The sequence below is a fragment of the Marinobacterium sedimentorum genome, assembly GCF_024267675.1.
GTDB lineage: Bacteria > Pseudomonadota > Gammaproteobacteria > Pseudomonadales > Balneatricaceae > Marinobacterium_A > Marinobacterium_A sedimentorum.
On record NZ_JALDYX010000041.1, the window covers coordinates 22,786 to 34,557 of the forward strand.

Annotated in this window: 11 protein-coding genes and 1 tRNA gene; 7 read left to right on the forward strand and 5 right to left on the reverse strand. The window is 57.0% G+C overall.

All coding sequences use genetic code 11. The features are described from left to right. Positions 1-85 precede the first annotated feature (85 nt). The 3 genes from MRS74_RS21325 to metA all read left to right on the forward strand — a co-directional run bounded on the left by MRS74_RS21325 (position 86) and on the right by metA (position 2,983). Positions 86-823 (forward strand): glutathione peroxidase, encoded by a 738-nt coding sequence (locus tag MRS74_RS21325; RefSeq protein ID WP_254582307.1) that lies wholly within the window; start codon positions 86-88, stop codon positions 821-823. 191 nt (positions 824-1,014) lie between these two features. Then, positions 1,015-1,449 (forward strand): PACE efflux transporter, encoded by a 435-nt coding sequence (locus tag MRS74_RS21330; RefSeq protein ID WP_254582308.1) that lies wholly within the window; start codon positions 1,015-1,017, stop codon positions 1,447-1,449. A gap of 601 nt (positions 1,450-2,050) precedes the next feature. Further along, entirely contained in the window at positions 2,051-2,983 is a 933-nt protein-coding gene (metA, locus tag MRS74_RS21335; RefSeq protein ID WP_254582309.1) for a homoserine O-acetyltransferase MetA, read from the forward strand. 93 nt (positions 2,984-3,076) lie between these two features. Here the strand turns inward: metA and MRS74_RS21340 are convergent, their stop codons facing one another. The 5 genes from MRS74_RS21340 to MRS74_RS21360 form a co-directional block, all read right to left on the reverse strand. After that, complete coding sequence (locus MRS74_RS21340) at positions 3,077-3,916, reverse strand: CvfB family protein (RefSeq protein WP_254582310.1); 840 nt, start codon at positions 3,914-3,916, stop codon at positions 3,077-3,079. Positions 3,917-4,009: 93 nt separating this feature from the next. Beyond that, positions 4,010-4,522, reverse strand: a complete 513-nt coding sequence (luxS, locus tag MRS74_RS21345) for an S-ribosylhomocysteine lyase (protein WP_254582311.1) — start codon at positions 4,520-4,522, stop codon at positions 4,010-4,012. A 125-nt stretch (positions 4,523-4,647) separates the two neighbouring features. Then, positions 4,648-5,463, reverse strand: coding sequence for a spermine/spermidine synthase domain-containing protein (locus tag MRS74_RS21350; RefSeq protein WP_254582312.1), 816 nt, complete (start codon positions 5,461-5,463; stop codon positions 4,648-4,650). Between the two features lie 459 nt (positions 5,464-5,922). Then, positions 5,923-7,278, reverse strand: coding sequence for a DUF1329 domain-containing protein (locus MRS74_RS21355; protein WP_254582313.1), 1,356 nt, complete (start codon positions 7,276-7,278; stop codon positions 5,923-5,925). A 26-nt stretch (positions 7,279-7,304) separates the two neighbouring features. Further along, positions 7,305-9,113, reverse strand: coding sequence for a DUF1302 domain-containing protein (locus tag MRS74_RS21360; RefSeq protein WP_254582314.1), 1,809 nt, complete (start codon positions 9,111-9,113; stop codon positions 7,305-7,307). 272 nt (positions 9,114-9,385) lie between these two features. On the opposite strand from MRS74_RS21360, the gene MRS74_RS21365 reads away from it, so the two are divergent. From MRS74_RS21365 to MRS74_RS21380, 4 genes are all read left to right on the forward strand, one after another. After that, a complete protein-coding gene (locus tag MRS74_RS21365) occupies positions 9,386-10,444 on the forward strand; it encodes an AraC family transcriptional regulator (protein WP_254582315.1) in 1,059 nt (352 codons plus the stop codon). Positions 10,445-10,509: 65 nt separating this feature from the next. Next, on the forward strand, positions 10,510-10,974 hold the full coding sequence (gene bfr, locus MRS74_RS21370; protein ID WP_254582316.1) for a bacterioferritin: 465 nt from the start codon (positions 10,510-10,512) through the stop codon (positions 10,972-10,974). A gap of 13 nt (positions 10,975-10,987) precedes the next feature. Continuing rightward, complete coding sequence (gene bfr / locus MRS74_RS21375; RefSeq protein WP_254582317.1) at positions 10,988-11,455, forward strand: bacterioferritin; 468 nt, start codon at positions 10,988-10,990, stop codon at positions 11,453-11,455. A 148-nt stretch (positions 11,456-11,603) separates the two neighbouring features. Further along, positions 11,604-11,691 (forward strand) — tRNA-Ser (locus MRS74_RS21380). Positions 11,692-11,772 lie beyond the last annotated feature (81 nt).

The following is an 11,772-nucleotide window of genomic DNA, read 5'->3' on the forward strand; positions in this document are numbered from 1 at the left end:
CAAGGCAGGCCTTGGGTACGCTGTCCTCATTCGTTAAGCAGTTCAGTCTGCAGCCATCAAGAGTTCAGTAATAGGAGTGATACCGATGCAGCACAAAGAAGGACAGCGCGTACCCCAGGTGACCTTTCGCACCCGCGTGGGCAATGACTGGCAGGATCTGACCAGTGAAGAGGTCTTTGCCGGCAAGAATGTCATCCTGTTTGCCCTGCCAGGGGCTTTTACACCGACCTGCTCCACCACTCACCTGCCACGCTACAATGAGCTGGCGCCGGTGTTCCAGGCCAATGGCATCGACAGCATTATCTGTCTGTCGGTTAATGATGCTTTTGTCATGAATGCCTGGGCGGAAGATCAGAAACTGGAGCACATTCAGGTATTGCCCGATGGCAATGGCGAGTTCAGCGATGGCATGGGTATGCTGGTGGACAAGGCGGACCTCGGCTTTGGCAAGCGCAGCTGGCGCTATTCCATGCTGGTGAAAGATGGCGTGATCGACAAGATGTTTATCGAACCCGATCTGCCAGGTGACCCGTTTGAAGTGTCCGATGCCGACACCATGCTGAACTACATTAACCCGCAGGCCCAGCAGCCCAAACGCGTCACTATTATCACCAAGCCCGGCTGCCCCCACTGCACCCGTGCCAAGAAGGCGCTGAGTGAGCGTGAGATGCGCTATGAAGAGATCGTACTGGGGCAGGGTGGCGTCAGTTACTCCAGCCTGACGGCTATTTCCGGACGCGGTACAACGCCTCAGGTCTACATCGATGGCCAGCATGTGGGTACGGCAGACGAGCTGGAGCAGTGGTTGGCGGCCAGTGCCTGATTGACCCTCTACCGTCAGTCAATCTACGAAGCCCCGGGCGCTCTGCGTCGCGGGGTTTTTGTTATGGGAGGACCGGCGTCTGATCTGAGTTATATCTATCGTTTTTATAGATAGTAACTGACTTATTTATCTCACCTTATGCCGATAGTATTGTGCCAGTAAGACAGATCACAGATACGGAGCGGGGCGAGATGAGAAACAGGGCAGACCGGATTCGTCATTCGGTGGGATTTGAGCTGATGGGGTTGCTGCTGCTGACAGGCCTTGGCAGCTGGCTGCTGGATTTGGACATGCAGCATTTCGGTGCGCTGGCGGTGCTGTTCTCGTTGCTGGCCATGGTGTGGAACTACTACTACAACCGCCTGTTTGACCAGTGGCTGCGTCGTCGCCGGGGCACCAGCATCAAGCGTCAGCGGGATAGAATCGTCCATGCGCTGTTGTTTGAGGGTGGCCTGCTGCTGGTGACCCTGCCGGTGATTGCCTGGTGGTTGCAGGTCAGCCTGTGGCAGGCGCTGGCCATGGATGTCGGGATGGTGATCTTCTATCTGGTCTTCGCCTACCTCTATAACCTGACGTATGACCGCCTCTTTCCCGTGGCCGATGGCGCTGTGTTACCACAGGGCTGAGTGCCTGCTTAAATATGTTCAGGTTTGTACTGAATGAAGCCCGCGCCTGCGGGCTTTTTCACCTTTGGCAGTCTGTCGACGCTGCTTCTGTGTATAAGTTAGCGCTGGCTGGTTTTAATTATTTGAGTTTTTTGCTGCATCTGCGTGCTGTCAATATTGACAGCACCGCTATTTCCAATCCCTTTTCTGGCTGCTGATGGTCGCGAAACCCACGCAGTCTGGGGTCTTGCCGCGTATGTCAAACATTATATTTTTTCCTGTGCAGCTGGGCTGGACGAAGATTCACCAGCCAGGCACAGGCCCCGTCACAACTGGGCTTAGACCTGTGTATTGTAGGTTGTGTATATCTTTTCCATAGAGTTATCCACAGATTCCGTGGAAAAGAACGGGCTTGACGGCGCGCCACCCAGGCGTTCCGCTGAGGTTTTCAACGCGCATCAGGCAACCGTGTGGGCTGCCATCATGGCAGCATGGCAGCCAGGCTTCTGGAGGCGTTCCTGTCTGCCCTCTAAGGCATCCTCGTAACCATTGTTTAGCGCAAGGCATCTCGTTATTCTGTCTCGGTACCTGTTATAGACGTGATTCGAGGAGACCCCGAGAGATGCCCATCAAGATTCCTGACCAGTTGCCAGCCGCCGATTTGTTGCGAAGCGAGAATATCTTCGTAATGAGCGAAAGCCGTGCGATGCATCAGGATGTGCGCCCGCTCAAGGTGCTGATTCTCAATCTGATGCCAAAGAAGATCGAGACCGAAAATCAGCTGGTGCGGCTGTTGTCCAATACACCGCTGCAGGTGGGCATCGAATTCCTGCGGGTGGATAGCCGCGAAAGCCGGCATACGCCCGCCGAGCATCTGGACAGCTTTTATCGCAATTTCGATGAAGTGCGCGCGAACAACTATGATGGCCTGATCATTACCGGCGCACCTTTGGGGCTGGTGTCATTCGAGGACGTGCTCTACTGGGATCAGGTGGAGGAAATCATTCACTGGTCGCGTCAGCATGTCAGCTCGACGCTGTTTCTGTGCTGGGCTGCGCAGGCGGGTCTGAAAGTACTCTACGATCTGCCAAAGCGCACGCGCGAGCAGAAACTCTCCGGCGTATATGAACACCGCACACTGCTACCCAGTGACCCGCTGGTGCGCGGCTTTGATGATTCCTTCCTCGCGCCGCATTCGCGCAATGCCGACTTCCCGGAGGACTTCATTAGCGAACACACCGATCTGCGAATTCTGGCCAGCTCCGAGACGGCCGGCAGCTACCTGATGGCCAGCCCCGACCGGCGTCAGGTTTATCTGACCGGCCATCCGGAATATGACGCCCTGACGCTGGCCCAGGAGTATCAGCGTGATCTGCTGGCGGGCCTGGATCCGGCCCCGCCGCAGAATTACTTTCCCGACGACGATGCCGAGCAAGCGCCACAGAACCGGTGGCGTAGCCACGGCAATCTGGTGTTTGCCAACTGGTTGAACTATTACGTCTACCAGATCACGCCATTCGATCTGAGCGTGATGGCGACCAAAATAGACGAGTAAAAACGTACGGGGCCCTGCGGTGTCGGGACAGAATGCCTCTGATCTGCTTTTAGCTCAGGTCAGAGGCATTGCAAGGCGGGGAGACGGGGGCGATCAGTTGGCGTCGATCAGGCGGATGCCGTCCGGGCTGATGTCGATCAGACGCTGCTTGTAGAGCGTGCCGATGGCCATCTTGAAGGCTTTCTTGCTGCTGCCGAAAAGCCGGGTTATGACCTGCGGATCGGTCTTGTCGTTCACGGCCATATAGCCGCCTTCGGCCTTGAGGCGCTCCAGCACTTGCCCGGCCAGACCGCTGACCTTGCCGTAGCCCGGTTTGTCGAGGCATAGGTCGAGCTTGCCGTCGGGGCGAATCTGCTTGATGTAACCCTGCAGGCTCTGCCCGAAATGCAGCCGGCGGAACAGGTCAGACTGGTGAATCAGACCCCAGTGGGTGCCGTTGACCACAGCCTTGATGCCCAGGTCCGTGCGGTTGGCGATGGTCAGTTCGACTGTTTCGCCCTCCTTGTACTCGGCCGGAGTCTTGTCCAGAAAACGGTCCAGCTTGGTGGTGGCGACAATACGGTTGGTGATGTTATCCAGGTAGATGTATACCAGATAGCTCTTGTCCTTCTGCATCCGCACAGGCTGCTCGGAGAAGGGTACCAGCAGCTGCTTGGGCAGCCCCCAGTCGAGGAAGGCACCCACCGGTGTCACATCGGCGCAACGCAGCAGTACAAAGTCCCCCACCTGTGCCAGCGGCTTGTCGGTCGTGGCGATCAGGAAATCTTCTGAGTCCAGGTAGACGAAAACTTCCAGCTTATCGCCGAGCTTGCAGTTGTCGGGCACATAGCGTGCCGGCAGCAGAATCTCGCCGAGGTTCTCGCCATCAAGATAGACACCGAATTCTTTCTGCTTGATTACGCTGAGGGTGTTGTAACGGCCGGTTGCGACCATGGGACTGTCCTTTGTTTGATGAGGCGGGAGTGCGCTTGCGCTGCATAAAACGCGACGCCAGGGCCGCGTTTTATGCAGGCAGGGGAGGCTGGCTCAGGAGTGCTTGGCCAGAAACTCTTCGTCCAGCTTGAGCTGCTGATTGCTGTTGACACCCACGCCGCGGCTGCGAATGTTTTCAGCGATCTGCTTGGCCTCATCCAGCGAGTGCATCGCGTAGGTACCGCACTGGTACACATTCAGCTCGGGAATCTTGCTCTGATCCTGTACGGCTAGCACGTCGTCCATGGCCGCAAGCCAGGCGGCGCCGACACGGGCTTCATCGGGCTGGCCGATCAGGCTCATGTAGAAGCCGGTGCGGCAGCCCATGGGGGAGATATCGATGATCTCGACGCCCTGACCATTGAGGTGATCACGCATAAAGCCTGCGAACAGGTGCTCCAGGGTGTGAATACCGCGTTCGCTGAGGATTTCCTCGTTGGGCACGCAAAAGCGCAGATCGAATACGGTAATGGTATCGCCGCCAGGCGTGGTCATGGTCTTGGCGACACGCACTGCCGGCGCCGCCATGCGGGTATGGTCTACGGTAAAGCTGTCGAGCAGTGGCATGCTGTGTCCTCTGAAATCGTGTCGATGGGGTACCGAATGCCACCATTATCCCAGCCCTGCGCAGGCAATACTACCGCGACACGGTCTGTCTGCGGCATGTGCCGGGGCCAGGTTGGCGCTGCCGGTCAGATTGGCTTGAGCTGGTTGAGCAGGCGCTGCAGTGGAATACCCAGAAGTTTGCCCAGCTGCTTTGCCTGTTGCTGTAAACGTCGCGGATTGCTCTGTGGCAGTCCGCCTTTAAAGGCGAGCACTATGAGATTGCCACCATTGACCGGGCACAGCAGGCACTGGCCGTTGAACAGGTCTTTCATGCGGGTCAGCGCCGAGCGGTTGCGGGCCTGGCCCTGATCCCACAGGTTCAGTACCAGCATGCCCTGATCGTTCAGCAGGTTGTAGCAGTCGGACTGAAAATCCTGCTCCAGTTGAATCAGCTGCATGCCGTCATCGAGGTAAAGGTCACTGAAGATGATATCGGTCTTGGTTGTGCCACGGGCGGCGAAGGCTTCGGCATCGTCAATCAGCAGTTCAAAGCGAGCGGTTTCGGTCAGGGATAGCCAGTTGCGGGCTATATCCACTACCTGCTGGCGCAGCTCGACAACGGTTAGCTGCATCTGTGTATCGTAGGCCTGCAGGCAGTTGCTAAGGTTGCCCCCGCCCAGGCCAAACAGCGATACATGGGCCGGGTTCGGCATATAGAGCAGGGCCAGCAACATGGCCTGCACGTATTCAAACACAGGCAGGGCTGGGTCTGTCATGTCGATACAGCTCTGTTCGCCGCCATCGCCAAAGGACAGGTAGCGGCGCGGGCCGTCTTCCAGCACGCAGACCGGGCCCCATTCGTCGTAAGCACGGTACAGTTCCTGGCCCGGCAGGGAGTTACGTATGGCCCGATGCGATTCGTCAGAATCGGTGGCGGCAAAGTATTCGAGCATCGAGGACATGGATTTTCCTGGCGGGGTAGAATTTTCAGCGGCCAATTGTACCTTGCCTGTGGTGACAGGGAAGCCTTGATCGCGCACTGAAAATACAGCAGTCATTAAATAATCCGAACAATTGTTTAATTTTTTCGCAATTGTCGGGAACCATCCGCCAGAACCCTGTGTCTTACTCATGCAAGCGAGAAGTTCTCCAGCAGAGTTTCCAAGTTTCAGCGGCCCCAGTGGCCGCTTTTTTTTGTCCTGAGAAAAGTCAGCGGACTGCACGGCTCGACAGTATCTGCTTGTTGGCGGCCGATTTTGAGAGGGAATGCAGGGGCAAACCGCAGAAAAAATAAAAGAGCATCGCGGCGCTTGTGGCGCCGGGATGCCCTGGATTCCGCAGGATGTCGCGGCAGGGGGCTATTGTAAAGATCTTGCGCCAAAAGTGAAGATATCTGCAAAGCGCTGTATCAATTGAGATTTCTAGCGTTTACCCATGCGACGTACTGCCTGGGGGGTAAAGTCGCTGTGGGAAAAGCGCTGGCTGAAGTCAAAGCCGCTGCCTTCCTCGTTGGTCAGGCTTCCGACCAGGTAGCGGCCGGACTGCAGATCGTAGAGGGCCTCGGCTACCAGCCAGGGTACCTGTACGTCGCGGTACTGGAACTGGTGTGCTTCAGCAACGCGCCAGAGTTCACCGCGACCATCGTAATGATCCACAATGCTTGCCTGCCAGCTGTCCTCATCTATATAGAAGACGCGCTTGGCATAGATATGCCGCTCGCCGGCCTTGAGCGTGGCTTCAACCTTCCAGACGCGGTGCAGCTCATAGCGGGTCAGTTCGGGGTTGATATGGCCCGGCTGCAGGATCTGCTCGTACTTGAGGGAACGGTCGGCCAGCTTGAAACTGTTATACGGAATATAGAGTTCCTGTTTGCCGATCAGCTTCCAGTCGTAACGGTCGGGGGCGCCATTGAACAGATCGAGGTTGTCGGTGGTGCGCTGGCCATCGGTGGCGGTACCCGGCGCATCGTAGGCCACTTCAGGGGCGCGGCGAACGCGGCGCTGGCCGGCGTTGTAGGTCCAGGCCTGGCGTGGCTGGCTGACCTGATCCAGGGTTTCATGCACCAGCAGGATGTTGCCGGTCAGGCGGGCAGGGGCCTGCACTTCCTGGACGAAATAGAACAAGATGTTGTCATCCTTGGCTTTGTCGGCGCCGCCTTCCAGATAGGTCGGCCAGGTCATTTTCTCGTTGATCTTAACCGGCGTGAAGTTGCCATTGCTCTGTACGGGCACCTGCACGAAGGTGCGTTCCAGCGCACCGCCACGGTAGCGGGTCATGTGGTTCCAGATCACTTCCAGGCCATTTTCCGGCACCGGGAAGGCGCTGCCTTCCTGCAGGTTGCGTACACCGTAGCCGTTGTCAGTCAGGGTCGCCGAGGCTGCATTCTGGCGCATGGTGGCATAGACCGAATCCGGGTAAGCCGCTGTACGGTGACTGGGGTACACGTTCATTTTGAAACTGTCGGGATAGCGTTTGAACATCGCCAGTTGTCCCGGCGACAGCTGGTCGGCATAGGTGCCGACATTGGCTGCGCTGATGGTGAACAGCGGTGTCTCGCCGGCGTAGGGATTGCTGTAGCGATCGCCACTGGAGGCGGGCAGGCCGCCGTCCCAGGCCGGGATGGTGCCTGCGGCATTACCGGCTTTCTCGGCGCCGACCGGGGTCAGCTCGGTACCGAGGCGCGCCAGCTGCTGCTCCGAGACGGCGGCGTGAACGCCGGTGCTCAAAAGGCTGCTCAGGGCCGTGGCTGCCAAAAGGGGAATCATTTTTATAGTCATGTTGTAGCTCCGCTTGCAGTCAGGATTCAGAACGCCACCGAGGCACTGAGCGATACAAAGTCCCGGTCTTCCAGTTCGTTGTAGTCGCCGCCAAAGAAGTTGGTGTAGGCGAGCTGTACCGAGTACTGGTTCAGGTATTCGCCGGTGAGGCTCAGGCTGAGTGCTTTCTGGTCCTCACCGAATGCGGCTCCAGGCTGAGGCCCGTAGCCTTTTACGCCGTGCTTGAAGCTGATTTCGGGCTTCAGGCTGATACCGGCGAAGGCGTTGGGGTATTCAAGCGAGCCCCGGGCCACATAGCCAAAGGAGTCGGCCGTTACAAAGCCGTCGTTGTCGCCGGCGGTGTAGCCAAAGGCGCCATTGCGGCCATATTTCAGCGCGTCGGCGCTTTCGTCAAAGTTGTGTATATGGGTCCAGGCCAGCTCGCCCACCAGGGTAAGGCGGCTGGCGCCCAGGACGCGGTCGTAGAGTTTTACGAAGGTGGTTTGCAGCTGGGTCACGTCAAACGATGTGTAGCCGTCGATTTCCGAGCCAAAAGGAATTGAAGCGCCTGTGTGCTGATCGATGCCATTGTTGCCGGTGCCACCGTTGGTGAGAATGCCGGCGACCAGCAGGGGGCCGTTAATCTGGATAGGCAGATCACGCTTGTGGCTGATTTCGCCGGACCAGGCCAGATCGCCCAGGCTGGTATTGAAGCTCAGACCCAGCAGGCGAATATCTTCCGGATACTCAATGAAATATTCGGACGCCAGGGTTGCCGGCAGACCGAAGCCGCTGAGTGCCGGATTGATTTTCTTCACGCCGCTGCTGATGGGCAGGCGGCTGTGGTACTGGGCAGCGTAGAGGCCAAATTCAGTGCTGTTGAGTTCTTCGGCAAAGTAGCGCAGGGCAAAACCGAACTGACCGTCGTCGTCGGCGTCGCGGTGGCCATCGGCATTGCGTTTCACCACCAGGGGCAGGGCGGAATTGAAGTAGGCTTCATCATCGAGGAAATTCAGGGCGCCGCTGTTGATACGGATACCGTCACAGCCGTGGGCACCGAAGTCGTTGGTGGAGAAGTAGGTGCCGCAGCCATCAATAGCCGTCGCTTCCCACTTGAACTGATAGAAGCCTTCAAGGCTGAGGTTGTTGGTCAGGCCGATGGAGCCGAACGCCATGTTGACCGGTAGCAGGCCTTCCTTCACTTCGGCACCGGCACGGCGGAAGGCGCTAACGTCGAAGGGGTTGATGACGTTGATGCCGCCCTGGATGAAGCTGCTTTCGCCCCAGTTGACGACCTGGCGGCCGAGCCTCAGGTCGACCGGCATGCCGTCGATGTCATATTCACCGTACCAGTAGGCATCGAGCAGCTCGACGCCGGAAAACTTGGCGAAGTCATTGAAATTGGAGTCGTTCAGCTCGGCGCCAGGTTCATAGCCGTTAGGGGCGTGGCCGTGGTCTCGGTTGCCGTTTTCCAGCTCGGCATCGAACCAGTACTTGCCCCTGGCAAAGAAACCCATATCACCGTAGCGCAGCTCCAGATCGTGTACACCCTTGACGATCCTGGAGAATGTTTCGCCCTGCTGGAAGTTCTGATTGCTGTCGTCGTAGCTGCCGGACCCCTTGCTGGTGCCACCGTTGGGTTCGGATATCAGGCTCTGTCTGGCATCATTCAGGCGCCAGCTGGCACCTGCTGAAATCTGGGAGTCGAAGCGGCCTTCGATTTCGCCAAGCTGAAATTCGACCGCCGCGGCCGGTGCCGCAGCGCCGGCCAGCAGGAGGGCACAGACGAGAGGATGGAGCATGCATGCCGGGGCTTTCAAATTCGCCACTGTACTAACCCCATTATTTATTGCCATTTCGTTCACCTTGGCTTCTTATTGTTGTCTGGTAGCAGTGCTTATCAAGGCCACCGTATCTGTTCTTGCTATAAAAACGGTCACTTATAACCGGGTGGCTCAGTTGTAGCTGTTGATTAGAGGACCCAGTTTTGACGAATTTGGTATCGTTGAACAATGACATTAAACATCAGATTAACTGACAAATGAACGCGGACTGCTGCCCGTCAACGGCGGGTCTCTGCTGTATGCGGCTGTAACTAATAAATAAGTTGCATTTTAGAGGTGCATTTATGGATCGCAAGATCACCGTGCCCGCCGGCTATGTACGCCATCTATTGGTGCAGGCGCGCGCCCAGGGGCTGGATGTGGCAGGCTTGCTGCAACAGGTGGGCATCGAAGCCGAGGAGGTAGAACAGGATCGGGCGCTTTCGGCCGTCAAGTACGGCGCTCTGTACCAGCACATCATGTGGAGTGCCCAGGATGAGTTCTTCGGCATGCTCAGCTCCGGCAAGGTGCCCAACGGCACTTTTCGTCTGATGTGCCATTGCATCATTCACTGCCGGTCACTGGAGCGCGCCATCTGGCGTTGTGGCGACTTTCTGGATATTTGCCGCGGTACCCTGGCCAAGCCGGTGCTGATTCGCAAGGGACGCTATGCAAAGCTGTCCCTGGCGCCGGTGGATCATGTTGATCTGCAAAGCTTCAATGAATTGCTGCAGGAGCAGCCGGCGGAGAAGGTACGTACCTCGCTGTCGATGTGGCACCACTTCATCAGCTGGCTGATAGGCAATCGGCTGGAGTTGAAAGCGGCCTATTTCATGTTTGACGAGCCCGAGGGCGCGGATCACTACCGCACCCTGTTTCAGTCCGAGGTGAAGTTCAGCCAGCACGAGAATGCCATTATTTTTCCACAGCGCTTTCTGGATTACCCGGTGGTACAGACGGAAGAAACGCTGCGGGGCTTTCTGAAAACCGCGCCCTATCAGCTGATAGTCATGGTGGATGATGACCAGAGCCTCAAGGCGCAGGTGGTGGCCATGATCGGCAAGGATTTCAGCCGCGAGCTGCCGGGGTCAGAGGAGGTCGCAAAGGCGGTGAACATGTCGGTGTCTACCCTGCGTCGCCGCCTGCTTGAGGAAGGCACCTCCTACCAGAAGATAAAGGATGACTGTCGCAAGGCAGCCTCCATGAACTACATGAACTCGCCGCAGCTGGCCATCAACGATGTGGCGGCGCTGATGGGGTTTGACGAACCGTCGGCCTTTTTCCGTTCCTTCAAGAAATGGACGGGAATGACGCCCGGTGAATACCGCAGAAGCGACGCCTTTCGCGGTCTGTACGAGAAATAGTGACGGCCGCAAGGAGGGCCTGTTAGGCTACGGGACCGTACTATGCGGCACAGCTGGAGACTGCCATGAACGGCGACAAAAAGGTTATCAATTACCTCAATCAGGTCCTGACGACGGAGCTGACATCCATCAATCAGTTCTTCCTTCACGCCAGGATCTGCAAAAACTGGGGATTCGGGGCACTGAACGATGTTCTGTACCGCAAATCGATCCTGGATATGAAACAGGCTGACAAGCTGATCGAGCGGGTGCTTTTCCTTGAGGGGCTGCCGAATTTGCAGAAGCTGGGCTCCCTGCGTATCGGAGAAAACGTCGAAGAAATCCTGCACTGTGACATGGCGCTGGAATCCGAGCAGCTGGAACTGCTGCGCCAGGCCATCGCCTGCTGCGAACAACAGGCCGACTATGTCAGCCGGGAGCTGCTGGAGAATATCCTCGGGCAGGAAGAAGACCATCTGGACTGGATCGAAACCCAGCAAACGCTTGTCAGCCAGACTGGCATCCAGAATTATCTGCAATCCATGATGTAGGGAGGCCCCGCGCATGAAAGGTGACGTAAAGGTCATTGAGAGTCTCAACCGTTTGCTCGCCAGTGAGCTGACGGCGATGGATCAGTATTTTATTCACTCGCGCATGTATCAGGATTGGGGCTTTAACAAGCTTTACGAGCGCATAGACCATGAATTCGATGATGAAAAGGGGCATGCGGCCGCACTGATCGAGCGAATACTCTTCCTTGAGGGAAGGCCGGACATGTCCACGCGCGATGGGCTGCGCGTCGGCAAGGATGTCCCCGAGATGCTGGAAAACGACCTCAAGGTAGAATACGAAGTCGGTCAGTTGCTCAAGGATGCTATCGCGCTGTGTGAGCAGAAACGGGACTACCAGACCCGGGAGATCCTGGAGCGGTTGCTGGCGGATACCGAAGAGGATCACGCCTACTGGCTCGAACAGCAGTTGCGGCTGATCGGGCTGCTGGGTCTGCAGAACTACCTGCAATCTCAGACCTGAGGCCGGCAACAGGTGCTGTGCGCCTCAATCCGCGCTGGTGTGGCCGGTAAATTCTCCTGATTTAAAGAAAAGCTAAATATTTATAAGAAACAGCCTCTTAGGCTGTTGACAGTGGAATTCATTCGGGTAATATACGCGCCACTCCTTCGGAGGGATGGCTGAGTGGCCGAAAGCACCGGTCTTGAAAACCGGCGAGTCGAGAGGCTCCCTGGGTTCGAATCCCAGTCCCTCCGCCATTGAAGGAGTATTGCTGTCGTTCCCTGATAGCTCAGTTGGTAGAGCAGTAGACTGTTAATCTATTGGTCGCTGGTTCGAGT

What these genes read in the sequence shown, in the direction of transcription:
- luxS (WP_254582311.1), bottom strand. Translation starts at nt 4,522, where the DNA reads ATGCCACTGCTCGACAGCTTTACCGTAGACCATACCCGCATGGCGGCG.
- MRS74_RS21325 (WP_254582307.1), top strand. Translation starts at nt 86, where the DNA reads ATGCAGCACAAAGAAGGACAGCGCGTACCCCAGGTGACCTTTCGCACC.
- MRS74_RS21330 (WP_254582308.1), top strand. Translation starts at nt 1,015, where the DNA reads ATGAGAAACAGGGCAGACCGGATTCGTCATTCGGTGGGATTTGAGCTG.
- bfr (WP_254582316.1), top strand. Translation starts at nt 10,510, where the DNA reads ATGAACGGCGACAAAAAGGTTATCAATTACCTCAATCAGGTCCTGACG.
- MRS74_RS21340 (WP_254582310.1), bottom strand. Translation starts at nt 3,916, where the DNA reads ATGGTCGCAACCGGCCGTTACAACACCCTCAGCGTAATCAAGCAGAAA.
- MRS74_RS21350 (WP_254582312.1), bottom strand. Translation starts at nt 5,463, where the DNA reads ATGTCCTCGATGCTCGAATACTTTGCCGCCACCGATTCTGACGAATCG.
- metA (WP_254582309.1), top strand. Translation starts at nt 2,051, where the DNA reads ATGCCCATCAAGATTCCTGACCAGTTGCCAGCCGCCGATTTGTTGCGA.
- bfr (WP_254582317.1), top strand. Translation starts at nt 10,988, where the DNA reads ATGAAAGGTGACGTAAAGGTCATTGAGAGTCTCAACCGTTTGCTCGCC.
- MRS74_RS21365 (WP_254582315.1), top strand. Translation starts at nt 9,386, where the DNA reads ATGGATCGCAAGATCACCGTGCCCGCCGGCTATGTACGCCATCTATTG.
- MRS74_RS21360 (WP_254582314.1), bottom strand. Translation starts at nt 9,113, where the DNA reads ATGGCAATAAATAATGGGGTTAGTACAGTGGCGAATTTGAAAGCCCCG.
- MRS74_RS21355 (WP_254582313.1), bottom strand. Translation starts at nt 7,278, where the DNA reads ATGACTATAAAAATGATTCCCCTTTTGGCAGCCACGGCCCTGAGCAGC.